This window comes from Agarivorans sp. B2Z047, from assembly GCF_023373605.1.
Lineage (GTDB): Bacteria > Pseudomonadota > Gammaproteobacteria > Enterobacterales > Celerinatantimonadaceae > Agarivorans > Agarivorans albus.
This window is the reverse complement of sequence record NZ_CP088080.1, coordinates 2,937,545-2,961,949: the sequence shown is the minus strand read 5'-3', so window position 1 is coordinate 2,961,949 and position 24,405 is coordinate 2,937,545. Positions and strand designations below refer to the sequence as shown.

Genomic DNA, 24,405 nt, shown 5'->3' with positions numbered 1-24,405 from the left:
TGGGTTTTGGCTTACCAGTACTTTTGTTTATTAAGTGCGGCAACACATTGGCTTGCCCCTTTAATATTGGGGATTTCTTGATTGGACAGGCTTTGCGCTAACCATCCTTCTGGGTGGCTTAACTTATATGGTGCTTTGATCTGTTTCTCAGTAATTTGCTTAAAGCCAACTTTGCCATAAAAGTTTGGGTCGCCATAAGTGATTAACAAATCTACATCTAGCTTGCGTAATTGCTCCACACCGTAATTTATCAGCTTTTGGCCCACACCTTGGCCTTGCTGCTTGGTAGCTATAGCTACTGGAGACAATATAAACGCCACGTCGTCAGATGCGAGCAACATGCGACTAAAAAAGATACAACCCGCCATCTCTTCGTTTGTGCTTGCTACAAAGCCGATTAAATCTTGCTCTAGCGTAGTCTCTATCATTTCAGCGACTAAAGCTTTTATTAACTGGCCTTCTTCTGCGCCTTCGGAGTCAGCAAATACTTGTTCAAATAACTGTGTTACGGGGCTCGCTAAACTAACGTTAAAAAGCGATAGTTTCATCACCGGATCCTTTCTAAAGTTTGCAGTAGTTTATAACAAGCAAAATAGTAAAAATTTGCTCTAAACCAAATTAAGCCTCATTGGTTAAGTGGCCATATAGAGTGAGGTAGGTCTAACATTAATTGAGAACTGTTAGTGGGCTAATTTTTAACGAGTTTTAACGCTATTCATGTGAAAATAAGCTAGTTATACTATTGTTAGTAAATACTGTTTTAATCCAATATTTAAAGGACTTAATGCATGTCGACAACCTGTCTTAATCAGGCTAACACTAGCAGCGAACAAGTTATTCGTCGTTTGTATCAAGTGACAAATGCACATAACGAAGGCTTTGAAGCGCAGATCCTGGCGCTGCTTCAAATGGGCTTAGAGCGTTTTAACTTGGATATCGCAATTTTGTCCAAGATTCAGGGAAACGACTATGTTGTTCAATATTGCGTCACTCCAGAGGCTGTTGAGCTCAAAGCTGGCGATCGTTTTACCTTGGATACCACATACTGTGGAATCACCTGTGAAGCGCAAGCACCGGTAGCGCTAGAATACATTGGTGAACATGATATGTACGCTAGGCATCCGGCCTATAAAGCATTTGGTTTAGAGTCTTACATTGGTATGCCTATTCGTTTAAATGGTGAGCTCTACGGAACCTTAAATTTTTCTAGTCCTGCTCCTTATCCTCGTCATTTCCAGGAAATTGATATTGATGCGGTGCAATTAATGGCTTCATGGATAGAAGTAGAACTGATTCGCAGGCAACAAGAAGAGCAGCTAAACAAACTTAATCAAAAGCTAAAACGATTAGCGAACTACGACAGCTTAACCGAGATACCAAATCGCTGTGGGATGTACAAAAAGCTAAAGAAAAGTATGAACTTGTTAAGCCGAACTGGCGGCGAGGGCACCTTAGCGATTGTGGATATTGACCACTTCAAAAAACTCAATGATACCTACGGTCATCAGCTTGGTGACAAAGCATTAGTCGAAACCGCGAAGCAAATTAGCAATTCCTTAAGAGACTATGACTTTGTTGCTCGTTTGGGTGGAGAAGAATTCCTAATTTGGTTGCCCAATAGCAATTTAAACGGTTGTGCAAAGGTATTTAGTCGGGTGATGAAGGCTATTGGTAGTATTGAGTTAACAGAAGATCCAATTACTGTATCTATTGGTGCTTATTATCTCGGCTTTAATGAGAGCAGTTTACCCAGTGATTTTGAAATGCTAGCGGACAAAATGATCGCGATTGCTGATCAAGCCCTCTATGAAGCAAAAGAAACTGGACGCAATAAAGTAGTAACGCGCAGTGGTTCTATTGAAGACTTTTCTATTTAATCCTCTTTTGGGTAACACAAACTAGTTGGTAGCCACATCTTCTTATGATAGTCGCCTAATATTCGGGCGACTCTCTCCTTCAATTTTACTCAGTTAGACAAAGTCGCACTATTTCCCACATATTGTTCTAGTCGTTATGGTTTGTAGTAATTACGACAAAGAATCTGCCGTTCAAAGCCCCTAATACCGCTATTCTCCTATGGAATACGCTTTGCAATACAACAATTAATCATTGATCCAAATAGTTGTTGTGAGGTGTAAGCATGAAGCGAAGCGACATAGCTGAGTTATTAGATGAACCTGCTTGCGAGCATAACACTGGAGAAAAATCTGGCTGTGCTAGGCCAGTACCCGGGGCAACCGCAGGCGGTTGTAGTTTTGATGGCGCGCAGATTACCTTGTTACCGATTGCCGATGTTGCCCATATTGTTCATGGGCCTATAGCTTGTGCGGGCAATAGCTGGAACAACCGAGGCACACGTGCATCGGGCCGCAATCTATTTCGCTTGGGTTTTACTACCGATTTAAACGAGCAAGACGTGATTATGGGTCGGGCCGAAAAGCGTTTGTTACACGCGATAAAAACGGTCATAGAAAAACATTCCCCTCCAGCTGTTTTTGTATATGTCACTTGTGTACCCGCTCTTGAAGGAAACGATGTAGAGGCTATTTGTAAATTGGCTCAAAGCCGTTGGAGTATTCCAGTTGTAGCGGTAGATGCTGCAGGCTTTTATGGCAGCAAAAACCTAGGTAACCGGATAGCTGGTGAAGTGATGGTTAAGCAGGTGGTGGGCACCATAGACCCGCCAGAGAAACCTTTTATGCGTCACGATCCAACAAGGCGGGTGAACGATATTGTGTTGATTGGTGAATACAATATTGCAGGTGAATTTTGGCATGTATCTCCGCTATTGGAACGTTTGGGTTATCGATTATTAAGTTGTATGTCGGGGGATACTCGCTTTCACGAAATACAAACCATGCACCAGGCAGATGTCGCCATGGTGGTGTGTTCCAGAGCGCAAATTAATGTCGCGCGCATGTTGCAAGAACGCTGGAACATTCCGTGGTTCGAAGGCAGTTTTTACGGCATTGAGGATACCTCTGCTTCGTTGCGTAGTTTCGCCGAGTTGTTGGATGACCCTCAAGTTAGCCGAGAAACTGAAGTGCTTATTGCTCAACAAGAAGCGTTGATCCGGCTACAACTACAACCTTACATAGAACGTCTCAAAGGCAAGAAGGCTTTGCTGTATACCGGTGGTGTTAAGTCTTGGTCTATCGTTTCCGCCTTACAAGAGCTAGGTATTAGCGTTGTAGCTACCGGAACCAAGAAATCGACAGCAGAAGACAAAGCAAGAATTAAGCAAATCATGGGTGAGGATGCGCTGATGCTAGATGAAGGCGGCGCCCGAAATCTACTCAATGTAGCTCAACAACATAACGCCGATTTAATGATTGCCGGCGGGCGTAACATGTATACCGCCTTAAAAGCGCGTCTGCCGTTTCTAGATATTAATCAAGAACGTGAACATGCCTACGCGGGTTATCAAGGCATGCTTACTTTTGCTAAAGAGCTTTGCCGTACCTTAGACAGTGCCATTTGGCCGTTAGTGACGAGTAATCCGCCGTGGACCAGCAGTGCGCCAGTAGGGGAGAAGTAGTATGACAAATAAAGTATCAGTTAAACGCAGCGCATTGGTTGAGCAACCTTTAAAAACTAGTGCCGCCACTGGCGCTACATTGGCATGTATGGGTTTAGATAATTCAATTCCTTTAATGCACGGCTCGCAGGGCTGCGGGGCGTTCGCAAAAGTGTATTTGATACAACATTACCGAGAACCTATTCCGCTACAAAACACCGCCATTGATCATATCGCAGCTGTTATGGGCGGTGACGACAACTTATCAAGCGCACTTAAATTGCTGTGCGAAAAGCACCAAGCTGCACTTATCGTAGTGATGACAACAGGTTTAACCGAGATGCAGGGCTGCGATGTAACCAGGGTTGTGCGAGAGTTTAAAACGCAACATCCTCAGTTTTCGAACAAGCGGATTGTAAGCGTAAATACACCAGATTTTACCGGGTCTATGCAAAGTGGGTTTGCCAGTACTATTGAAGCCTGCATGCAGCAGTTATTAGTTGAAAAGCAACTAACTGTGCCAAAACTCGATTCAACCATTCAGCAACTAAATGTCTTTGTGTCCTGTGCTTTAACCAGTGCCGATTTGGAGTTAATAGCCCGCTATTGTGAAGCCTTCGGTTTTAACCCGGTGTTAGTACCGAATCTCAGCGATTCTTTAGACGGGCACTTAGCCGATGATGACTTTTCGGTCACTTCCACAGGTGGCACTGGTTTAAGTCAGCTAGCTAGTTGTATTCACAGTAAAGCAAGTTTGGTGTTTGGTGAGTCGATGCTGCCAGCTGCAAGTGTGCTAGAAAAGCATTACCAGGTACCAAGTTTATTCATGGGAACAGGAATGGGCATGCAGCAGACCGACCAATTGGTAATGAAACTTTCCGAGCTGTCTAACAAACCCGTTCCACAATGGATTACTCGGCAGCGTAAACGGCTGCAAGATGCCTTACTCGATAGCCACTTTTTGTTAAGTGACGCTAAAGTGGCCATCGCACTTGAGCCAGACCTTGCTGCAGGTTATTGCGAGGTGTTCTCTGAGGTAGGAGCAAGTGTTGAGCGAGTGGTTACCACGCTTAATGTGACAAGTTTACCGCAGCTAAAAACGAACAGTGTGGTGGTAGGGGATTTGTCGGATCTAGAACTGTGTGTTGATGAGTGTGAGCTGATTGTAGGTAATACCCACTGCGCCAACATGTGCGAACCGCTTACGCCTGTTTTACGCGCGGGATTTCCTTGTCACGACCGGTTTGGTAACAGTGATATTTTGCAAGTGGGCTATGAAGGTGCGCGGCAACGCTTGTTTGCAATGGCTAATTTACTTAAAGCAAGCCATCAAGATGAAGTACCAGCCCATAAAAGTAGCTATCGCTTTGAACCATCTAGCTGCACTCAGCCAGCCTTAAGCAGCTAGGGGTTAACTATGAATGCGATGCAAAGACAGCTAAGAGTGATTGAAGGTGGCCAGCAGCGTGAACATGTTTTTAAAGTAGCGTTTGCCAGCGAAAGTAAACATTGTGTCGATCAGCATTTTGGCAGTGCTCATACCTTCTTGGTGTATGGCTTTGGCGAACACCACATTCAACTGTTAGAGGCTCTACAGTTTGACCAAGCAAAACCAGGTCACGACAAAGGTCGTTTAAAACAACGAATTGATGCCTTAGCTGGCTGCGCTGCTGTTTTTAGCAATGCTTGTGGCCATAGCGCAAATGAATTGCTTAAACAGCAAGGGATTTGCAGTTTAATGGTTGATAGCGACACCGAGCTAAGCGTGTTGTTAGGCGACATTCATTTGCAGTTTGTGCATCAACCCCTCCCTTGGATGTACTCCCAAAACCTCGACCCGCAACAACAAGAGCAACGTCTCAACGAATTATTAGACGAGCCCTGGTAGGGCAAGATTAACTTTCAAAATAAGGAAATAATAATGAGTGATAAAACATACATGGGCTTAACTCGCGACGGAACGCCCTGGGAGCCACAATTTGTAACAGCGCTAGATCAAGATGCTTGTATAGGCTGTGGGCGTTGCTACAAAGTATGTCCTCGTGACGTATTTGATCTAGTTGAGCGTGAAATTGACGAAGACGATGAAGCGTTTGACGATTATGAAGACGACGTAGTAATGGTGATGGAATTAGCCAACGCTGGCGATTGTATCGGCTGCGCGGCTTGCTCTACCGTTTGCGCCAAAAATTGTCATACCCATACGCCTGCTAGTGCGTTGGTGTAAAGAGGTAGTAGCTATGGCGCAGATAAGCATGCAGGTAATTAGTGTCGACAAAGGCAAGGTTGTGTTGCAAGGGCAGCGCGCCAGTGCTTGTACTTCGTGCGCCAGTAAGAGTAGTTGCTTAACCGTTAATCCAGAGTCACCAAACCTACTTAATGCGGAGTTCTCTGCTACTCAAGGTTTAGAAATTGGTCAAAACATTACCCTTAATTGCCAAGATAGCTTTCTACTCAAAGCTATCTTGGCAGCTTTAATGCCTGCATTGCTTGGCTTAATTAGCTTTGCGCTGATCGCTAATCAATTACTGTTTTTTCTTGAACCATCTTTACTTGATATTGCCTGTGCCGGTTTTGCTTGTTTGGGTTTTGTATTGGGCTTGCTAGTAAGTCGACGCTTATCGCGTGGTTTAGCCTCTGAGCTACGCAACAAACTATCGCTTAAACCCACACCGTAATACTGCCAGTCCGTTTATTGTTTGCGCATGCTTGTCGCTGCTAGGTCTTTGCTGTTAATCAGCAACTAAGCGAAATTATTTTTTAGATAATTACTAATGTAATACTTAAAAACTTCCTCTTTATTCACGCTAAATTAGGTCTACATATTTTTGAAAATGTTTACTTAAATGATCTACTCCTCACTTTATAAATGGCTTTATTAAGTACTATTTATGGCTTACCAATTATTGTGATTTTGTAATTTAATTAATTGTTTTTATTGGCTAATTTTTTATTTCTATTTGTTTTGTTTCTAGGCTACTGTTCGGTTTTTGAACTAAATGTGATTAGCCAAAACATAATGGAATATATGATGATTCGTAAAAATAATCTTTCGCTAGGCATTGCCTTGGCGTTTGCTTTTTCGGCGAGCAATGCTGTGCATGCCGTTACAGTAAGTAATGCAGATTTTCGCAATGTTGAGATTCGACATAGCGGAATGTGTATTGATTTGACCGGGGGAAACACTGCTAATTTTTCTGGTTTTAGCCAATGGACTTGCGGACAAAGCAACAGCAACCAACGGCTTGAGTTTGTTGAGCGCGGCGAGGGTTTTTACAGTATTAAAACCAAAACAAGCCAAAAGTGTTTAGAGGTTGCGAATAGTGACTCTGCAAACGGCGCGCGTATTCAGCAACTAACGTGTGCAGATGCTAGTGTTAATCAGCAATGGTCGCTGCAAGATATGAATAATGGCTGGTTTAAACTTAAAAATCGTGCCACCGGTAAATGCCTCGACGTAGCGGGTGCATATACTGAAAAAGGCTCAGAGTTCCACCAATGGGCCTGCTTAGCCGACCATCCTAACCAAGAGTTTCGTTTTATCTTTGATGAAAATGTTGCTAACGATCCTAGTGGCACTATTACAGTTCAAGCCGCCGACTTTGTAAGTCAAGGTGGCAGTTTTGATGATAATCAGCAAAGCCCAGTAAGTATCTACAGTGTAGCCGGGCAGTCAGCGATTAATTATATTAATAGCGGCGACTTTGTAGACTACAACGTAGATATTGATCGCGCAGGAAAGTACCTAGTTACTTTTAATGTGGGAACAGCGATTACGTCAAACGTAATGATTGAGCTTTTAGTATTAGAAAATGGCAGCTGGGTGTCTTACGCTCAAGCGTCGGTACCTGCTTATGGCTGGGACAATTTTACTGAACTTAGCGCTGCTAACGAAGTGTCTTTAGCGGCCGGCACGCAAAAGTTACGCATTCACGCGCTGGGTAGCAATGACTGGCAGTGGAACTTAGCGTCGTTTAAATTGGAATGGCAAGGCGAGCCTACAGACCCGGTTGATCCACCTTTGCTAGATAGCGATGGCGATGGGGTACTCGACGTAAATGATTTATGCCCTAACACTCCAGCCAACCAACCTGTAAATCAAGATGGCTGTGCGCAATCGCAACTTGATGATGACAATGACGGTGTCAGCAATGATGTTGATCAATGTCCTAACACACCTCCTGGCGTTACCGTTGATAACACTGGTTGTGAGCCAAACTCTCCTGGAGTAATAGATGTAAATACCGCTGATGCTAACTTGCCAAGCTTCGTATCGTTTAACAATACAACGCCTTTAGGCAAGCGCTGGGAAAAAGTAGAAAGCTTGTCCGACGAGTTTGAGTTTTGGAATGGCGCTAAATGGATAAAAACCAACTGGAACTATGGCAATACTCCGGTAAACATGTTGAACAAAAACTCAGGTGTGTCGGATGGTAATCTATGGATACAAGCAACCTTAAATGCTGATAGCCCTAATCAGTGGTTCGAAACTTCACGGGTACGTTCAGTTGCCAAAATTAAGTTTCCTATGTACACAGAGAGCCGCATTAAGGTGGCCAATATCTCCGCCTACAGTACTTTTTGGTTAAACAATGGCGATATAAATAATCGAGACGAAATCGATATTATTGAAATTAACCCGGTTCCTACCTGTAATTGTCAGCCAGATTTCCCGTGGAAGATGAACTCTCAGTACTTTATTGCTAAGAATGGTTCAACCGAAAGGAATCATGGCAACTCAGACAACCGTACCGATTTGTCAGATGAAAACACCTTACAAGGTGTATTGTGGACAGATGATTACCATGTATTTGGTGCATGGTGGAAAGATGAACACACTGTACAGTTTTATCTAAATGGTGAACCGGTTAATAAAGTCACTACACAACAGCCGTTTACACTAGAGCAGTTTGTTATTTGGGACTTATGGAGCCAAGACTCAAGTTGGGTAGGTGGTTTGCCGCAAAAAACAGACTTGCTTAACGATAACAACAACACCATGAAGGTTGATTGGATCCGCACTTGGAAGCTCGTTGACGAATAAACTATAGGTGTAATTATTACGCGTTAATAAAAAGAGCTTATCGGCAACGGTAAGCTCTTTTTCTTTCTAATTAGCATTAAGCAAAGCGAATCCAGAGTTGTTTGTATCCTGAAACCGGAACGCTGGTTTACAAATTGTCGTTTAACCCAACAATGTGATGTCGCAAATCTTACAAGGCTACCTAAATGTGATGTAACTCACACTGGTTTTGGCTGTTAAAAAAGTAAATAAGCTAATAAATACAGTGCTTTATATAAGTTTTCTTATCCGGTACTTCACTTGCAACAGTTTAGTTGGGAGATAACCCGTTGTTGATGAGTTTGCTGCCAATGAGCAAGAAACGCTGTGTTCTAGGTTCCCAATGGCTTATCAACACTCAGTTTTAGGCAGCATGTGTCTTTAGCAACGGGTTATCGCCACTACCAATTTATATAACATTGTGGGGTAGCGTATGTGGAATTATTCAGAAAAAGTTAAACAGCATTTCTTCACACCTAAAAATGCTAAAGCTGTCGACCATGCAAACGCTATTGGCGATGTGGGTTCAATCTCCTGCGGTGACGCTTTACGCTTAAGCCTTAAAGTGAATCCCGATAGTGACGTGATAGAAGATGCTGGTTTTCAAACCTTTGGTTGTGGCAGCGCTATTGCTTCTTCGTCTGCTTTAACTGAAATGATCATCGGCCGAACCATCGACCAAGCAATGAGCATTTCTAATCAAGACATTGCCGATTACCTAGATGGTTTGCCGCCAGAAAAAATGCATTGTTCAGTAATGGGAATGGAAGCCTTGCATGCTGCTGTTGCTCAATATCGCGGCGAAGAAGTAGCGGAAGAACACGAAGAAGGTGAATTGATTTGTAAGTGTTTTGCCATCGACGATGCGCTTATCAAGCGGGTGGTTGAGCAAAACAAACTAGAGACTTTAGACGAGGTTATCAATTACACCAAAGCAGGCGGGGCCTGTGCTGCCTGCCATGAAAAAATTGAGTGGGTATTAGAAGAATGCTTAGGTGCGCCGCTGGCGGAGCCTGAAATAGCAAAAGCAAGCCCAGTGGCTGCTACCAGCATTGTGGCGCGGATAAGAATTATTGAGCAAGCACTGGAGCAAGTTCGCCCGCAACTGCAAGCCGATGGCGGCGATGTTCAGCTATCTGATGTAGATGATGACATGGTGTTTGTATCTTTAACCGGTGCCTGTTCTGGCTGCGGTTTGTCTGCGGGAACACTTGCGATGATCGAGCAAAAGATCAGCCAAGCCCTTGGCGAAACCATCACCGTTTATCCCGTTGGCGCAGCTAGCTTAGCGTAAGGAGCACTAGCATGAGTAACTTAACCTCTTTAAACACCGAAACCGAGCTAGCGTATTTAGATAACAACGCCACCACGCAAGTGGACCAAGCAGTGTTACAAGAAATGCTACCTTTTCTTAGCGAGTTTTATGGCAACCCTTCTTCTATACATCGTTTCGGCAGCCAAGTTGGTCAGGCGATTGAACAGGCTAGGGAGCAGGTTCAAAAGCTTATTGGCGCAAGCCATGCTAGTGAGGTGATCTTTACCTCTTGTGCAACAGAGGCCAGTGCAACCGCCATCCTTTCAGCGGTTGAGGCTTACCCTAAGCGAAAAGAAATTGTTACGTCAGTTATCGAGCATCCCGCTACCTTACAGTTGTGTCAAATGCTTGAGCGCAAAGGCTATACCATTCATTGGATAGGCGTGGATCAGCGTGGCCGTTTAGATATGGAAGCCTATAAAGCCGCACTAAGTGAAAACGTAGCCGTTGCAAGCTTTATGTGGGCAAACAATGAAACTGGTAGTTTGTTTCCTATTCGAGGCATGGCCGAGTTAGCTAAACAACACGGTATCGTTTTTCATACCGATGCAGTACAAGTGGCTGGCAAGCTGCCTATCCAAGTTGCCGATAGTGGCATTGATCTATTGTCTATTTCTGGTCACAAGTTTCATGCGCCAAAGGGCATTGGTGCTTTGTATTTACGCCGCGGCGCCAAGTTTAGACCGCTATTGCGTGGTGGCCACCAAGAACGAGGGCGTCGAGCTGGCACTGAGAATAGCAGCGGAATTGTAGGTTTAGGCAAAGCTGCCGAACTAGCAATGCAATCGATAGAGCAAGACTCTGCGCGCATAAAGCTGATGCGTGATCGCCTAGAAATGGGCTTGTTAGCGCGAGTTCCTAATTGCTTTGTTACTGGCGACCCAAAACATCGCGTACCTAATACCAGCAATATTGCTTTTGAATTTGTCGAGGGCGAGTCGATATTGTTGATGTTAGATCAACACGGTATTGCCGCATCCTCCGGTTCGGCGTGTACTTCAGGTTCGTTAGAGCCATCCCATGTAATGCGGGCAATGGACATTCCTTATACCGCGGCGCATGGCGCGATTCGTTTCTCTCTTTCTCGCTTTACTACCGAAGCCATGGTTGACCAAGTGCTTGCAGTACTGCCCGGGATTGTTGAAAAGCTTCGCATGTTATCGCCGTATTGGGATGTGACTAGCAATCAGCCAGCGAGCGAAAGCTTTAGTCCGGTTTATGCCTAGGTGTTACCACAGAAGGATTTACTATGCTGATCATCAATGACACCACCTTACGTGATGGCGAGCAAACCGCTGGGGTGGCTTTTAATGGCGAAGAGAAACTCGCCATTGCCACCAGTTTAGAGCAAGCAGGGATAACTGAGCTTGAAGTTGGCGTGCCAGCAATGGGCGACTCAGAACGGGAAGTGATTAAAGCGATATGCGATGAACTAACGCATGCAAAAACCATGGGCTGGAGCCGTTTACACCAGCATGATATTTCGCTGGCAAATGGCCTAGGTTTAGATTTGATCGACATCTCTATTCCAGCGTCTAAGCAGCAACGCGAATCTAAGCTGCAGCTTTCTACTGCTCAGCTTTTTGTCCAATTGGAGCGGGGCATTAAACAGGCTTTAGCGCTTGGCCTACAAGTTTGTGTAGGCATGGAAGACGCGTCACGCGCCAGTTTAGACGAATTATATCTTATTGCCGAGAAGGCCCAAGGTTTTGGTGCGCAGCGGATACGTTTTGCCGACACTCTGGGCTTGTTAGACCCTTTTGCTACAGAAGTGTTTATTTGCAGCCTTAAGCAGCGCAGCGACCTACAAATTGAAATGCATGCGCATAACGATTTAGGCATGGCAACAGCGAACACCTTAGCTGCAGTTAAAGCCGGCGCCGATTCGGTGAATACCACGGTAATTGGTTTAGGAGAAAGGGCTGGTAATGCCGCTTTAGAAGAAGTGCTTATGGCGCTAAATGTTACCCAATTAGCCGGTAATAAGGCGATACCTGCAGTAGATCTAAAATCCCTAAACCCTATTTGTGAGTTAGTTGCCAAGGCCTCTGGCCGTAAGCTTGGACTTAGTAAGAGCATAGTGGGCAAACAGGTATTTACTCATGAGTCTGGCATCCATGTAGATGGCTTGCTTAAAGATCCCAATAACTACCAAGCTTTTGCGCCTGAGATTATCGGCCGAAAACACAGCGTTGTATTAGGTAAACACTCTGGTGTGGCTGCCATTAAATCGGTTTATCAAGATTTAGGCATTGCCCTCAATTTTGCTCAATGTCAGGCATTACGTTCGGTTTTAAGCGCATGGGCAGAAGTTAACAAACGTAGCCCTAATGCCAAAGAGCTATTGAGCTTTTATCGGCAGAGCATTAATCAGCACTTAGACGCCGTGTGTATTTAAGCGTTAAGGCTAAGGAGAGCGTAGATGCAAGAGAATCAAGCCCAGAGTCAAGTTGCCGATCTTGCGGGCATCAACGAGCTTGCCAGTGCCGAAGACTTTCTCAATTACTTTGGCGTTAACTATCAAGCAGGATTAGTTCGGGTAAAACGGGTGTTATTTATGCGCCTACTCAAGCAAGTATTGGCGAAACAGGCTTCTAGCAGTTATAGCGAATACCAAGCTGCTGTGAGCAAAGCCTATTGTTTATTGGAAAAGGGTGTTGTGTTGGCACATCAAGTGCCTAGTTGCGACGCTTGTGAAGGCTGTTAATAAAGAGGTATAGCAGATGAACTCAGCAAAATTTGGATATGGCTGCAAAGTAAGAGTGGTTGAAAATATTCGTAACGACGGTAGTTTCCCAGGCTGTAAAAAAGGCGCTTTGCTAGTGCGCCGCGGCGCTACTGGCTATGTACGCCAATCGGGATATTACTTACAAGACCAAATTGTTTATCAAGTGCAGTTTATTAATCGAGGCTTAACCATTGGCTGCAAAGAGCATGAGCTAATAGATGCCGAGTTAGTTTGGCAACCTAATCAGTTTGAGTATGGCGACAAAGCAGCGTTAACACTTAGTTTGTCTCAACAGGGAGAAGTTGTTGCCAAAAAAGGCAGCGTGGTAGATGTGTTAGCAGTACGCCGTAAACCAAAAACTGACCCCTGTTACCGGATTCAATACGGTGAGTTAGATGTAGAAGTACCCGAGCGAGCACTTGCAGCTTTAAAAGAAGAGGAGCCTGCCTATGTTGGATAGCAGCCACGCTTATATAACAATGAAAACCAGCATCGCGTTGTTTGATCTAAATACTGATCAACTTAGTGAAGAGCAGCAAGTAGAGTTAAACCGGGTAGTGAGCAAAACCATTGGCATTCAACAAAAGGTGCTAGCGGCAAAAGAGGCAGAAAAGGTGTATGTTGATGAACCTCAACTAGATAAAGCCATTGCCTTAATTAAGCAAAATTTTGAATCTGAGGCAGCTTTTGAACAAGCGCTGTTAGCCAATCAGCTTTCTGAACCAGGCTTGCGCGAGGCGCTACGTAGCGAGCTTAGCAGTGAAGCGGTGCTTGCCTATATAAGCAAAGATATTCCCGAGGTTACAGAGCAGCAGGCCTTAGCTTTTTATCAGCGCCATCCCGACAAGTTTTTACAAGTAGAGCGCCGGGCTGCTCACCACATTTTGCTTACCATTAATGAACAGTTTGAAGAGAATAAGCCAAAGCAGGCTAGAGCCCGTATTCAAAGCTTGGCCAATAAAGTTACTAGCGCCAACTTTGAGAAACTGGCAGAGCGCCACTCCGAATGTCCAACAGCAGTGAACGGCGGTTATTTAGGGCTAGTATCTAGGCAACAATTGCTACCCGAACTAGATGAGGTGTTGTTTAACATGCCAAGCGAGAGCTTTAGTCAACCAATCTACACTGGCATGGGCTACCACTTACTATGGTGTAAACAGCATTACCCGGAGCATCGGGTGAGTTTTGATGATGCAAAATCCAAAATTAAGCAATCCCTTTATGAACATGCTCAAAAGCAGCAGCAGAGAGTTTGGTTAAGCCGTGCTTGTAAAGGTGAAAATTTAAACTAATCCTGTGTAGACAAGATGCTCACGTAGTTATTGATCAAAATAATATTAAAATTTAGGCATTTGGTCAGCAATAGTTAATCATGCTAATTGTGCAGTCGCGTAATTGGCTATTGTGTTGTTTAACTTGGTCTACTCGTTAAGAGGTAGTATAAGTCTCCCGTTTACACATTTTTTGTCTACTTGTTGGTCACCTAATGCTTACATAATTCACTAGAACTGAAATCTAAACTTAACTCGAATGTAACAATTGCCATTTAGCTTAATCCGCACAACAAAAGAGAGTACTCAACTAGGATATAAGAAAATGAGCAAGGAAATATTTAACCCAACTCGCTTCAATAAAAGTAACAACCCTACCTTTGATGAAGTATTAGATGTTCGCATGTCTCGTCGTAAAATTCTTAAAGGTGGTCTTGGCCTAAGCGCTATGGCTACCTTTGGTGCTTTTGGTTTAGCTGGCTGTAATTCTTCTAGCTCTACTAATGGCGGTGGTGCTGCCGCTCCAAGTGCTAGCTTAAACTTCAACTCTATTGCTGGTTCAAAAATTGACGCAGTAAGTGTTCCTGAAGGTTACACCGCTCAAGTACTTGCGCCATGGGGCCAGCCAATCAATGCTATGGCAGAAGCTTGGAAAGATGACGGCACTAACGATGCCGTTGATCAAAACAACTCTATGGGAATGCATCACGATGGCTTACATTTCTTCCCATTAAATGACGCTGGTACCGATGGCTTACTGGCAGTAAACCATGAGTACATCGACCAAAATGCTTTGCATCAAAATGGCAGCGACAGAGATGACGCGGGTATTCGCAGCAGCGTTGATCAAGTACGTAAAGAAATTGCCGCTCACGGTGTAAGTGTTATTCGTATTCAGTTGCAGGAAGACGGTCAATGGATGATGGTAGAAAGTGATCCATTAAACCGCCGTTACACTGGTGCAACGGTTATGGACATTTCAGGTCCATTAGCTAACTCAAGCTTGTTGGTTACACCGTTCTCGCCAGATGGCAGCCAAGCACGCGGTACCTTAAACAACTGTGGCAATGGTTACACGCCTTGGGGCACTTACTTAACGTGTGAAGAAAACTGGCCTGGTTACTTCATCAACTTAGGTACCACCACTGCAGAGCAAGACCGAATTGGTTTAGATACCTCTGGCACAGCGCGTTATGGTTGGGAAACCCTAGCCGGTCACGCTGATGAGCGTGTAGACGAGTTCTCTCGTTTTAACGTAACACCAAGTGGTGCAAGCGCCATGGACGACTACCGTAACGAAGCTAACGGCCACGGTTACATTGTAGAAATTGACCCTTACACAGCTAATTCGCGCGCAGTTAAACGTACCGCTTTAGGTCGATTCCGCCACGAAGGTTGTACCTTTGGTACCTTAGAAGTTGGCAAGCCGATTGTGTTTTATTCTGGTCACGATTCGCGTTTTGAATACATGTACAAGTTTGTATCTACTGCAGTTTGGGATGCAGCAGACGCAGAAGCTAGCGACCGTTTAGCCATGGGCAATAAGTACATGGACGAAGGCACCTTATACGTGGCTAAATTTGATGCCGACGGTGTGGGTCATTGGTTGCCGTTAACCTTAGATGGGGCTACCACCGATGGCGGCACGCTGGGTGATCACTTTGACTCTCTAGCGGCTATTATTTTAAACACTGCCGGTGCAGCAGACTTGGTTGGTGCAACTCAAATGGACCGCCCAGAGTGGTGTGCGGTAGACCCAATTACTGGTTCTGTTTACTTAACCCTAACCAATAATACGCGCCGTGATGAAACCACAGGTACTAACCCTGCTAACCCACGCCTAAACAACAAGTTTGGGCATGTTATCCGTTGGGACGAGGGCGAAGCTGCTACCGACTTTACTTGGGACATCTTTGTATTTGGCTCTCCAGCCGACGGCGACGAAGCCACCAACTTATCTGGCCTAAGTGAGTTTAACCAGTTTGCTAGCCCAGATGGCTTAGCCTTTGATAATCGCGGTATCTTGTGGATTCAAACCGATAACGGCGCCGATGAAGTAACCAGCTACACTAACGATCAAATGCTAGCGGTAGTTCCTTCAGCGATTAAAGACGCAGACGGTAACGCAGACACCATTAACAGCGAGAACCAAGGCGAATTACGTCGTTTCTTTGTTGGCCCTAATGGCTGTGAAGTTACCGGTTTTACCATAAGCCCAGATTACACCACCATGTTTGTGTCTATCCAGCATCCTGGTAACTGGCCTTACAGCAACAATGCAGCAGAAGAAACGCCAGTAGGCATGGATCTTCGTCCTCGCGCATCGGTTGTGGCTATTCGTAAAGCCGACGGTGGCGAGCTAGGTGTGTAATTAACTCTAGAAACATATAACAGGCCCAAACGGGCCTGTTTTATTAATAGTTTAAGGAAGAAGAAATGGCTGGAATTAGTGTGTGGCAACTGGCAATTATCGCCATAATAGTAGCCTTGTTGTTTGGAACCAAACGCTTAAGAGGCTTGGGTGGGGATTTAGGCTCTACCATTAAAGGTTTTAAACAAGCGATGAGCGAAGATAATGCGCAACAAAATGTGAGTAGCCCAATAAGCGCAGAGCAGGGCGACAACAACAAGCAACTTGGTAGCTAAACATGTTTGATGTTGGCTCCTTAGAGATTGTGCTTATTGCTGCTTTGGGCCTCGTTATATTGGGCCCTCAACGCCTACCTAATGCCTTGCGCACTGGATTCGCATGGTACAACAAAGCTAAAACCAGCATGGCAGAGGTATCCACCAAAATTGAGAAAGAACTAGAGTTAGGCGAGGTAAAAGACACGCTTAACCAACAAGTTAAAGTACCTACCAAAATATCCTCTGCGCCTTTGGTCAACAAAGACACAGGCAAGTAAGTTCAGCTAAGCTTTTACTATATCCGACTAAGGCATTAAGCTAAGGCGCTGCCGTTTTCATCAAAGCAAAGCGGCTTCAAATTTTTAGCCAATAACTGCTGTTAAGGATACCGAGTGGAAACTGAGGTTTTGTCTAGCTTAGCCATACATCTTACTATTATCTTGTGTGCTGTTGCCTTAGTCGTGTGGGGCAAGGTATTAAGAGATCGCAAAAGTTCTGCAGGTAATTCAGCATCTAGTAACGACACGTCTACCGGCACTACACTTATAGTGTGTGGTGGTTTGTTGGCAATAACGCAAGTCGCTAAATTAATTGAGCTGTTTGCCTAATCGAGCAGTAAGCGCACGCCAATAACCGTGACTTTACGATAATTTAGGAGCGCCCATGGCCATTAACGGAGAATGCTTTTGTGGTGCAATTAAATACCAAATAGAGGGCGAGTTACACGATGCTCGCTCTTGCCATTGTTCCCGATGCCGAAAAGCTTTTAGTGCCCAAGCCTCTGCTTATGCCTTAGTTAAACCTGGCGAGTTTTCTTGGCTAAGAGGCGAAAATTTGCTTACTTTATACATTGGAGAACAGGGTTTTGGTTTACAGTTTTGCAGCAAATGTGGTTCTACCTTAGTAGGTGTATATCAAAAAGAAGTGCATGGTGTAACCTTAGGCTGCATAAACGGAGACCCAAACATAAAACTAAGCCGCCACATTTATGTGGATTCAAAAGCCAGTTGGGAACTGATAGCCGACGGAGTACCACAGTTTAAAGAACAAGCTTCTTAGTTTTTATCTCTCAAAGCAATTACCTTGTGTACTTCAACTTTGTCTTAAAGCTGTAACACAAATTCAGAACTGTGTGTTTGTACAGTGTTGTTCATTTCGCGCGAAACTTGCCAATACATTTATCTGTGCGCGTTTAGACTTGAGCAAGAAAAATTTCAAGCGTAGTATCAGACACTTAGCTTAGTGTCATTTTAGATAATAGGTTTATTAACTGTGCATGCGCGTTTTGCCCAAAAGTGTATTGAACCTATTCTCATTTTTTTAATTAAATTCAAAGAATTAACTATGCGCGTTTTCACTGGTCTAATGAGGTTAACGCGCATGCGCAATATACAAATGTTATGCTTCCGAGGTTAGATTAGGAGCCCATATGTGGTATCTAAAATATAAAGAATATGAAGAAGAAAGCGTTAGAAATGACTATGAAGTGTCCAAAAAATATTTAGATGAACTTTATGGGAAGACTACGCCAACGGCTGTGTATTTAAGAAAACATCAACCGATAGACCCATTAATTGCTCGAACGTTAAATAGTCCTTTATGCGAGTCCATATCAGAAAGAGATAACGAGTTTGCTATTTATTTAACATTAGGTGCCAATTCTAAGATGTTTTTAGGTCAATTAGCTCATGAAGTTGCCCATTTAAAAAATGCCCATGCATTCGATTTATATATTGAGGGCATAAATACTAACTTTGCTAGAAAGTTACATTCTCATCTCGGTAGAGAAGATGAGTGGTTAGAGTGGGAAGGTCATTTTAGTGCAGGTAAAGACCCGCTATATGCAGACACCTATTTTCTAATCAAAGAATTAGAAGAGGAAATCAGCCATGATTTTGTTAGCAAAGCTTTTAATCATTTAACCTTAACTAAAGGAAAAGATGATAAATCTATTTATGTCATAAACTTAAAGCAATGGTTAAACGAGATTGAGGGCGAGGAAAGAGCCAACGCCGTTAAAATATTCGAAAAACATCAAGCTAAAATATTGTTACATAAATCTGGTGATTATGAACAAACTCAGATGCTCGCTGAGTTAGAAGCATAACAAACTGTTCAAGAAGGATTCGCAACGCGAGGCACTTTCTATTCGTTGGTTTAAGTGATTAAGGTGGTGTGCGGTGGTTTCGGTATTGCGTTGCTCACCCCTTTACAGGGCGTTATGTTCTAGGAGGAAAAATGAACAGTTCTCGATATCATTGGCAAGAAGAGTTAGAAAAAGCGAAAGCCCAAGGCGATGAAGCAAAGATTAAGCATTTTAGCTATTTATTGTTAACTTACACAGACGAGTACTTTGAAAATCTAGATAAATTTTACACTTTGCTTCCTTCCAATGGTGATCTGACACTACTGGTTCTCAAGGGGCATTTATTAATCGAACAGCAAATTCGCTCTTATGTGCACAACCATTTTCCAAATCAAAAAGCTTTAAAAGAAGTTTTTAAAGATACCCATAGTTTAATCAATGCTGGTAAGGCATACGCAGACCCAGACTGTACTGAAACACTCGCCCTATGGGATTGTTTTATAAAATTAAACAGTATTCGAAACTTTTTGGCACATCGTCTAGACCATACTGGTTTACAGCATAAAATAGACGATTTTCTCAAAGTATCTGACCGCTTTACTTCATTTGGTCCAGATAGTGATTCTGCGTATGATCGAATGCACAATGCGATCAATGCTATTTACCAAAAAGCACTTTATCTATCGACCGTTCAAGAGAAGAAGTACCGAGAGTTTGAAGAGCAACGAACATAACAATCAATTTATGAGTGATTCAGCACGCTTGGCGCTTTTAGCTTGGGTTTAGTTCAGTGTTTACGGTGGTCAAATTAAGAGTAGCGGTAGCGTGCTTCACACCTTAATTGGGCGTTATATGTCAAGGAAAGTCATGAGAAAATTCTTAGCTCTTTTATTTTGTTTTCCATGCTTTGTCATGGCAGGAGCTTTTACATACCACTGCGAAGTGAAAAGCGAATTTGTTTTAACTGATACCGGAACACTAAAGCTTGAAAACAAAGTTTATGTTGGCTCCATGTTCAGTGTTGAACGAAAAACTGGTGTTGTTTTGGGCGAAGGAATAGAAAACAGTGTATTCCCTACAAAACAAGTTATTGATGCAGGAAGTAAAGAACAAGCATACCAGCTTGTGTGGATTTCACATGAAGTTATAGGTGTCAAAGGGGCGTATAACTCTTCATACTTGCGGATTCAGGAATATTATGAAGGTACTAATAAGCCTTTTATCCTTAATTTGGGGTATAAAACCCTGACAGGTATTTGCAAGTAGACATATAACTTGCCAATAAAGATCGGGACTGCTAAAGCTTAGCTCGGTTCCGCTTCGCTACACGAGTTTTGCCAAGCATTATCAGCCCCATATTGGAGCGTTAAAAATAGCTAGAGTCCAAGGCAGGGCTTGCTTGTTAAACTGCGCTCAATATACGCTCTAGCAAAGTACAAGGTTAAGCAAACTCTCGGCGTCTGGTTTCGCTGGGCGTTTCGCAAAACAGTCTTTTGTAATCCCGGCAAAATTGTCCTAAATGAAAAAAGCCATAATCAAATGCCACTTCGGCAATGGTTTGTTGATGCTGGCTATTTAGTAATGCTCGCCTAACTTGGTTTAGCCGAATTATCTGAATGTATTGTTTTGGTGTCATATCGCAGCACTGGCTAAAGGTATATTGCAGGGTACGGCGACTAACATGCACTGCAGCACATAGCTCGCTAACGGTAATAGGATTTTTAAGACGAGATTCTGTAAGATAGCTTTTAACCCGTTGCATAATGCGCTGGCGTTGATCTAACGCAGGGTGGCTAACTACAGCGGGTTTTTGTGCTTGGCTAAGCAGGTTAAGCACTGCGTCTTCTAAAATAAGCGCTTGGGTGTTGCTGCTCCAGCGACTGCCTTCTGTTTGTAGCAGTTGTGATAGGTATTGCTGAAAGGTTTGTAAGGTATTGGCGGGGATATTATCTAGCCACAGGCTATAAAAACTTTGGCTAATAATTGGCTCATCTTGTTGTTCTTCTAATTGGCTGAATAAACTTTTGTGCAATACCAAGCCATAAATAGAAAAGTGTTCGGGCGTGAGCAATTCAAAGTCTAGGCTACCTGGTCGGCATAAAAACTGACTATGGCGGGTAGTTTGGTTGTTAATTCGACAACTTTTTTGGTTGCTACTAAAACCTATCCATAATCCTCCTTCTTCAACACGGCATTGCTGCCTTAGCTCTTGGTTTGTGTCTTCGCGAAATACATGAATATTCGGGAAGTTAATTTCATTTATTTGGCCAACAAAGCGACCTTGGCTTAGTTGATCAAACTCTTGCTGCCAATTAACTAAGTTTGCCGCTTGATGATTTGCATCATTTGAGTGAATTGTGCACAACAATGAGTCACCGTTTGTTTGCGTATTTGCCACCATATTTATCTTCCTCGATTCAAACTCTGAACCAATTTAGGGCGATATGCCTATTATCTTGTTGTTTTATATATATTTTTAATATTGCCGATTATTGATAGTTATTCGGAATAGTTATTGCTGAACCTTACTTGTAGTTGTTGATTCAAGAAGCAGCAAAAACTGGTCCAGTTAAAATGTTAAGAATATATTGCCTTATTTGTTAATAAATGTGGGTGAGAATATGGCTACTTAACCTTTGGGTAGCAGGGAATCACAAGGCCAATTCTTGCAAATGTTCTTCGATGTATAGCTGGAATATTTGGACCCTAGACGTGGGTAAAAATTAGCCAGCTGTACTGCTTTAAGTATTAACAGCTGTAAATGGGAAAAAGGTTTTACCCATGTGTTCGTATAAAAAGGAAAGTTAATGCCGAGTTTTATTATCGCCTATGTCAAATATGTTGATGCGTTCAATCGAAGAGTTGGTCGCTTAATGATGTATGGAATATTTTTGATTGTTGGCGTGCTTATGTGGTCATCGGTATCAAAAACTTTCTTTATGCCGTCTCTTTGGACCTTAGAGTCTGCGCAATTCATGATGGTTGCTTACTACATTATTGGCAGCGCTTATGCGATGCAGCTAAATGCCAATGTGCGCATGGACCTTTTTTACGGGAATTGGTCAATTAAAAAACGCGCTTGGGTTGATGCATTCACCATCTTCTTCTTGATTTTCTATTTAATCGTACTGCTATACGGTGGCTTAGAAAGCACACTTTACTCCCTTGAATATAGCCAACGAACTCGCTCTGCTTGGCGCCCATTGTTGTGGCCTATTAAAGCACTAATGTGCACCGGTTTTGTGATGATGATTTTGCAGGCCATTTCCCAATTAATTAAAGATATTGCAGTTATTCGAGGAGTTCAGATCAAATGAGTTACGGCATGATAGCAACAATGATGTTCTCGTTGATGATGTTGCTAATGGCAACGGGTCAACGTGTATTTGCTGCAATAGGCGCGGTAGCCTCAATTGCCGCCATATTACTTTGGGGAACCGGCGGCGCCGAAATTCCATTTATTGCCAGCATGAAGCTAATGAATTGGTACCCGATGCTTACGCTGCCAATGTTTATTTTTATGGGCTATGTATTGTCGGAATCAAAAATTGCCGACGACCTATACAAAATGTTTCATGTTTGGATGGGGCCGATGCCCGGTGGATTAGCCATTGGTACCATTGGGCTTATGGTGCTGGTATCGGCAATGAATGGCTTGTCGGTGGCAGGGATGGCGATAGGTGCCACCATTGCGCTACCCGAGCTATTAAAGCGTAACTACGACAAAAAAATGGTCACCGGGGTTATTCAGGCCGGTTCGTCTTTAGGCATATTAGTGCCTCCCTCGGTGGTATTGGTGCTTTACGCGATGATTGCGCGCCAGCCAGTAGGTCAGCTGTGGCTAGCCGGCATTATTCCGGGTTTGGTGATGGCAACACTGTTCATTATCTATATTGCAGTACGTTGTCGGATTAACCCCAGCTTAGGCCCGGTGTTAAGCGAGGAAGAACGTAACGTGCCTATGGCCGAAAAACTAAGGCTACTTAGGGCAGGGCTGTTGCCCCTAGGCATCTTTGCCTCAATGATGATTCCTTTTGTTAATGGGTGGACAAGCTTAGTAGAAAGCTCGGCTATTGGTGCAATGGCAGCATTCTTGGCCGCTATTCTCAAACGGCGCATGACCAAACAGGTATTTGAGAACTCTGTGCGTAGCACCTTGGCTATCTCCTGTATGTTTATGTGGATCATTCTTGCTGCCCTTGGTTTTGGGGCCATATTTGATGGCTTGGGCGCAGTAAAATCCATTGAACATCTGTTTACCGAGCAGCTAGGGCTTGGGCCTTGGGCGATTCTTATTTTAATGCAGTTGTCGTTTTTGGTGATGGGCACCTTTTTAGACGACACCGCTATGTTGGTGATTGTCGCGCCGCTATACGTGCCTCTGGTTAATGCACTAGGTTTTGACCTTATTTGGTACGGCGTTCTCTATACCGTGACTTCGCAAATTGCTTATATGACGCCGCCTTTTGGCTACAACCTCTTTTTAATGCGGGCTATGGCTCCGCCGCAAATTAGCCTGCGTGACATTTACGGTTCGGTAGTTCCATTTGTCGGCATTATGGTTTTTGCATTAATCCTAGTGATGGTTTTTCCAAGTTTAGCTTTATGGCTTCCTGATTATGTATATGGCAAGTAAAACTTAACTTATTCAAAAGCTTATTAACCAATATTTACCTTAAGGCGGGCAAGGGTCTGCTAGCAATAATCCACTGGAGGGATAACAATGAACTCAAGACGTAAGTTTTTAACAAGTGCTGTTGCACTTACCGCGGGTACCATGTTGGCTCCGGCCAAAACCTTTGCCGCTAGCCCGAAGATTAAATGGCGTATGCAAACCTATGCAGGTCCAGCTTTAGCTGAGCATGTGATAAAACCGGCCATTGAAGCCTTTAACCGCATTGCCGGTGAAGAGATGCAAATTGAGCTCTATTTTGCCGATCAGCTGGTGCCAACAGGCGAGCTATTTCGCGCCATGCAAAAAGGCATCATTGATGCGGTTCAATCTGATGATGACTCTATGGCTTCTCCTACAGAAGTAACCACCTTTGGCGGTTACTTCCCATTTGGTAGCCGTTATTCACTAGATGTTCCTGTATTGTTTAATCAATATGGTTTAGACAAAATTTGGAAAGAAGAGTACGCCAAAGTAGGTGTTAAGCACATTTCTGCAGGTGCTTGGGATCCTTGTCATTTTGCTACTAAAAAGCCCATTACTAGCCTTAAAGATCTTAAGGGGTTAAGAGTATTTACCTTCCCAACTGCTGGTCGCTTCTTGGCTAAGTTTGGTGTGGTGCCGGTATCTATCCCTTGGGAAGATGTTGAGGTGGCTCTGCAAACGGGAGAACTAGACGGTATTGCTTGGTCGGGCATTACCGAAGACTACACCGTGGGGTGGTCTAAGGTTACCGATTACTTCTTAACAAACAATATTTCTGGTGCTTGGATTGGTTCATTCTTTGCCAATATGGATCGCTACAATGCATTACCTGATCACCTTAAAGAGCTTCTAGGACTATGTTTAGATACATCACATTATTACCGTCAATGGTGGTACTGGGGTGGCGAAGCTAAACTGCGAGTTGAGGGTAGTGATATGAAGCTAACTTCCATTCCTGATGAAGAATGGGCTACGGTTGAAGCAGAGGCTCATGTATTCTGGGATGAAATCGCCAAAGAATCGCCAACTAAGGCTAAGATTGTAGAAATCTTTAAGAAATACAACGCTGACATGGAAAAAGCAGGTAGACCTTACCGCTACAGCTAACAAACCTGAGCAGCAACGGCGTAAGTCGTTGTTG

Annotated in this window: 26 protein-coding genes; 24 read left to right on the top strand and 2 right to left on the bottom strand. The window is 43.7% G+C overall.

The features are described from left to right. Positions 1–11: 11 nt before the first annotated feature. Complete coding sequence (locus LQZ07_RS13710; RefSeq protein WP_152784789.1) at positions 12–548, bottom strand: GNAT family N-acetyltransferase; 537 nt, start codon at positions 546–548, stop codon at positions 12–14. A gap of 240 nt (positions 549–788) precedes the next feature. Between LQZ07_RS13710 and LQZ07_RS13705 the strand changes: the two genes are divergently transcribed. The 21 genes from LQZ07_RS13705 (at position 789) to LQZ07_RS13595 (ending at position 19,873) form a co-directional block, all read left to right on the top strand. Further along, entirely contained in the window at positions 789–1,877 is a 1,089-nt protein-coding gene (locus LQZ07_RS13705; RefSeq protein ID WP_152784791.1) for a sensor domain-containing diguanylate cyclase, read from the top strand. A gap of 263 nt (positions 1,878–2,140) precedes the next feature. Beyond that, positions 2,141–3,538: a nitrogenase iron-molybdenum cofactor biosynthesis protein NifE gene (gene nifE / locus LQZ07_RS13700; protein WP_152784793.1), complete on the top strand. Its 1,398-nt coding sequence runs from the start codon at positions 2,141–2,143 to the stop codon at positions 3,536–3,538. 1 nt (position 3,539) lies between these two features. Then, positions 3,540–4,925, top strand: a complete 1,386-nt coding sequence (gene nifN / locus LQZ07_RS13695; RefSeq protein WP_152784795.1) for a nitrogenase iron-molybdenum cofactor biosynthesis protein NifN — start codon at positions 3,540–3,542, stop codon at positions 4,923–4,925. A 9-nt stretch (positions 4,926–4,934) separates the two neighbouring features. Then, complete coding sequence (locus LQZ07_RS13690) at positions 4,935–5,405, top strand: NifB/NifX family molybdenum-iron cluster-binding protein (protein ID WP_152784797.1); 471 nt, start codon at positions 4,935–4,937, stop codon at positions 5,403–5,405. 33 nt (positions 5,406–5,438) lie between these two features. After that, the gene (fdxB, locus tag LQZ07_RS13685) at positions 5,439–5,744 is read left to right on the top strand and encodes a ferredoxin III, nif-specific (protein ID WP_152784799.1); all 306 of its coding nucleotides are present in this window, start codon (positions 5,439–5,441) and stop codon (positions 5,742–5,744) included. Between the two features lie 13 nt (positions 5,745–5,757). Then, entirely contained in the window at positions 5,758–6,195 is a 438-nt protein-coding gene (locus tag LQZ07_RS13680; RefSeq protein WP_152784801.1) for a SoxR reducing system RseC family protein, read from the top strand. 350 nt (positions 6,196–6,545) lie between these two features. Further along, complete coding sequence (locus LQZ07_RS24625; RefSeq protein WP_194164193.1) at positions 6,546–8,561, top strand: RICIN domain-containing protein; 2,016 nt, start codon at positions 6,546–6,548, stop codon at positions 8,559–8,561. A 451-nt stretch (positions 8,562–9,012) separates the two neighbouring features. Further along, positions 9,013–9,873, top strand: coding sequence for a Fe-S cluster assembly protein NifU (gene nifU / locus LQZ07_RS13660; protein WP_152784805.1), 861 nt, complete (start codon positions 9,013–9,015; stop codon positions 9,871–9,873). Between the two features lie 11 nt (positions 9,874–9,884). Then, on the top strand, positions 9,885–11,120 hold the full coding sequence (nifS, locus tag LQZ07_RS13655) for a cysteine desulfurase NifS (protein WP_152784807.1): 1,236 nt from the start codon (positions 9,885–9,887) through the stop codon (positions 11,118–11,120). A gap of 23 nt (positions 11,121–11,143) precedes the next feature. Further along, a complete protein-coding gene (gene nifV, locus LQZ07_RS13650) occupies positions 11,144–12,292 on the top strand; it encodes a homocitrate synthase (protein WP_152784809.1) in 1,149 nt (382 codons plus the stop codon). A 24-nt stretch (positions 12,293–12,316) separates the two neighbouring features. Beyond that, positions 12,317–12,601, top strand: coding sequence for a nitrogenase-stabilizing/protective protein NifW (locus LQZ07_RS13645; protein WP_152784811.1), 285 nt, complete (start codon positions 12,317–12,319; stop codon positions 12,599–12,601). Positions 12,602–12,617: 16 nt separating this feature from the next. Then, complete coding sequence (locus tag LQZ07_RS13640; protein WP_152784813.1) at positions 12,618–13,082, top strand: nitrogen fixation protein NifZ; 465 nt, start codon at positions 12,618–12,620, stop codon at positions 13,080–13,082. Beyond that, complete coding sequence (gene nifM / locus LQZ07_RS13635) at positions 13,072–13,914, top strand: nitrogen fixation protein NifM (RefSeq protein WP_152784815.1); 843 nt, start codon at positions 13,072–13,074, stop codon at positions 13,912–13,914. The genes LQZ07_RS13640 and nifM overlap by 11 nt, the downstream gene beginning before the upstream one ends. Positions 13,915–14,218: 304 nt before the next feature. Continuing rightward, complete coding sequence (locus LQZ07_RS13630; RefSeq protein ID WP_152784817.1) at positions 14,219–16,264, top strand: PhoX family phosphatase; 2,046 nt, start codon at positions 14,219–14,221, stop codon at positions 16,262–16,264. A 65-nt stretch (positions 16,265–16,329) separates the two neighbouring features. Next, positions 16,330–16,539 (top strand): twin-arginine translocase TatA/TatE family subunit, encoded by a 210-nt coding sequence (tatA, locus tag LQZ07_RS13625; protein WP_152784819.1) that lies wholly within the window; start codon positions 16,330–16,332, stop codon positions 16,537–16,539. 2 nt (positions 16,540–16,541) lie between these two features. Beyond that, positions 16,542–16,799, top strand: coding sequence for a Sec-independent protein translocase protein TatB (tatB, locus tag LQZ07_RS13620; RefSeq protein WP_152784821.1), 258 nt, complete (start codon positions 16,542–16,544; stop codon positions 16,797–16,799). 114 nt (positions 16,800–16,913) lie between these two features. Beyond that, positions 16,914–17,129 carry a hypothetical protein gene (locus LQZ07_RS13615; RefSeq protein ID WP_152784823.1) on the top strand — a complete coding sequence of 72 codons (216 nt, stop codon included), beginning with the start codon at positions 16,914–16,916 and terminating at the stop codon, positions 17,127–17,129. A 55-nt stretch (positions 17,130–17,184) separates the two neighbouring features. Next, complete coding sequence (locus LQZ07_RS13610) at positions 17,185–17,580, top strand: GFA family protein (RefSeq protein ID WP_152784825.1); 396 nt, start codon at positions 17,185–17,187, stop codon at positions 17,578–17,580. Between the two features lie 370 nt (positions 17,581–17,950). Further along, positions 17,951–18,628: a hypothetical protein gene (locus LQZ07_RS13605; protein WP_152784827.1), complete on the top strand. Its 678-nt coding sequence runs from the start codon at positions 17,951–17,953 to the stop codon at positions 18,626–18,628. 131 nt (positions 18,629–18,759) lie between these two features. Further along, complete coding sequence (locus tag LQZ07_RS13600) at positions 18,760–19,341, top strand: hypothetical protein (protein WP_152784828.1); 582 nt, start codon at positions 18,760–18,762, stop codon at positions 19,339–19,341. Between the two features lie 133 nt (positions 19,342–19,474). Continuing rightward, a complete protein-coding gene (locus tag LQZ07_RS13595; RefSeq protein WP_194164194.1) occupies positions 19,475–19,873 on the top strand; it encodes a hypothetical protein in 399 nt (132 codons plus the stop codon). A 175-nt stretch (positions 19,874–20,048) separates the two neighbouring features. Here the strand turns inward: LQZ07_RS13595 and LQZ07_RS13590 are convergent, their stop codons facing one another. Next, positions 20,049–21,008, bottom strand: a complete 960-nt coding sequence (locus LQZ07_RS13590; protein ID WP_152784830.1) for a helix-turn-helix domain-containing protein — start codon at positions 21,006–21,008, stop codon at positions 20,049–20,051. A gap of 406 nt (positions 21,009–21,414) precedes the next feature. On the opposite strand from LQZ07_RS13590, the gene LQZ07_RS13585 reads away from it, so the two are divergent. The 3 genes from LQZ07_RS13585 to LQZ07_RS13575 all read left to right on the top strand — a co-directional run bounded on the left by LQZ07_RS13585 (position 21,415) and on the right by LQZ07_RS13575 (position 24,371). Further along, entirely contained in the window at positions 21,415–21,924 is a 510-nt protein-coding gene (locus tag LQZ07_RS13585) for a TRAP transporter small permease subunit (RefSeq protein WP_152784832.1), read from the top strand. After that, positions 21,921–23,243, top strand: a complete 1,323-nt coding sequence (locus LQZ07_RS13580; protein ID WP_152784834.1) for a TRAP transporter large permease subunit — start codon at positions 21,921–21,923, stop codon at positions 23,241–23,243. Before LQZ07_RS13585 ends, LQZ07_RS13580 begins: the two co-directional genes overlap by 4 nt. Positions 23,244–23,330: 87 nt before the next feature. Next, on the top strand, positions 23,331–24,371 hold the full coding sequence (locus LQZ07_RS13575; protein ID WP_152784836.1) for a TRAP transporter substrate-binding protein: 1,041 nt from the start codon (positions 23,331–23,333) through the stop codon (positions 24,369–24,371). Positions 24,372–24,405: the final 34 nt, after the last annotated feature.

Coding starts and splice junctions, on each gene's coding strand:
- LQZ07_RS13690 (WP_152784797.1), top strand. CDS start 4,935: ATGAATGCGATGCAAAGACAGCTAAGAGTGATTGAAGGTGGCCAGCAG.
- LQZ07_RS13595 (WP_194164194.1), top strand. CDS start 19,475: ATGAGAAAATTCTTAGCTCTTTTATTTTGTTTTCCATGCTTTGTCATG.
- tatA (WP_152784819.1), top strand. CDS start 16,330: ATGGCTGGAATTAGTGTGTGGCAACTGGCAATTATCGCCATAATAGTA.
- nifV (WP_152784809.1), top strand. CDS start 11,144: ATGCTGATCATCAATGACACCACCTTACGTGATGGCGAGCAAACCGCT.
- LQZ07_RS13645 (WP_152784811.1), top strand. CDS start 12,317: ATGCAAGAGAATCAAGCCCAGAGTCAAGTTGCCGATCTTGCGGGCATC.
- LQZ07_RS13580 (WP_152784834.1), top strand. CDS start 21,921: ATGAGTTACGGCATGATAGCAACAATGATGTTCTCGTTGATGATGTTG.
- LQZ07_RS13585 (WP_152784832.1), top strand. CDS start 21,415: ATGCCGAGTTTTATTATCGCCTATGTCAAATATGTTGATGCGTTCAAT.
- LQZ07_RS13575 (WP_152784836.1), top strand. CDS start 23,331: ATGAACTCAAGACGTAAGTTTTTAACAAGTGCTGTTGCACTTACCGCG.
- LQZ07_RS13705 (WP_152784791.1), top strand. CDS start 789: ATGTCGACAACCTGTCTTAATCAGGCTAACACTAGCAGCGAACAAGTT.
- LQZ07_RS13630 (WP_152784817.1), top strand. CDS start 14,219: ATGAGCAAGGAAATATTTAACCCAACTCGCTTCAATAAAAGTAACAAC.
- nifE (WP_152784793.1), top strand. CDS start 2,141: ATGAAGCGAAGCGACATAGCTGAGTTATTAGATGAACCTGCTTGCGAG.
- LQZ07_RS13640 (WP_152784813.1), top strand. CDS start 12,618: ATGAACTCAGCAAAATTTGGATATGGCTGCAAAGTAAGAGTGGTTGAA.
- tatB (WP_152784821.1), top strand. CDS start 16,542: ATGTTTGATGTTGGCTCCTTAGAGATTGTGCTTATTGCTGCTTTGGGC.
- LQZ07_RS24625 (WP_194164193.1), top strand. CDS start 6,546: ATGATGATTCGTAAAAATAATCTTTCGCTAGGCATTGCCTTGGCGTTT.
- nifU (WP_152784805.1), top strand. CDS start 9,013: ATGTGGAATTATTCAGAAAAAGTTAAACAGCATTTCTTCACACCTAAA.
- LQZ07_RS13600 (WP_152784828.1), top strand. CDS start 18,760: ATGAACAGTTCTCGATATCATTGGCAAGAAGAGTTAGAAAAAGCGAAA.
- nifN (WP_152784795.1), top strand. CDS start 3,540: ATGACAAATAAAGTATCAGTTAAACGCAGCGCATTGGTTGAGCAACCT.
- LQZ07_RS13680 (WP_152784801.1), top strand. CDS start 5,758: ATGGCGCAGATAAGCATGCAGGTAATTAGTGTCGACAAAGGCAAGGTT.
- nifS (WP_152784807.1), top strand. CDS start 9,885: ATGAGTAACTTAACCTCTTTAAACACCGAAACCGAGCTAGCGTATTTA.
- LQZ07_RS13610 (WP_152784825.1), top strand. CDS start 17,185: ATGGCCATTAACGGAGAATGCTTTTGTGGTGCAATTAAATACCAAATA.
- LQZ07_RS13590 (WP_152784830.1), bottom strand. CDS start 21,008: ATGGTGGCAAATACGCAAACAAACGGTGACTCATTGTTGTGCACAATT.
- fdxB (WP_152784799.1), top strand. CDS start 5,439: ATGAGTGATAAAACATACATGGGCTTAACTCGCGACGGAACGCCCTGG.
- LQZ07_RS13605 (WP_152784827.1), top strand. CDS start 17,951: ATGTGGTATCTAAAATATAAAGAATATGAAGAAGAAAGCGTTAGAAAT.
- nifM (WP_152784815.1), top strand. CDS start 13,072: ATGTTGGATAGCAGCCACGCTTATATAACAATGAAAACCAGCATCGCG.
- LQZ07_RS13710 (WP_152784789.1), bottom strand. CDS start 548: ATGAAACTATCGCTTTTTAACGTTAGTTTAGCGAGCCCCGTAACACAG.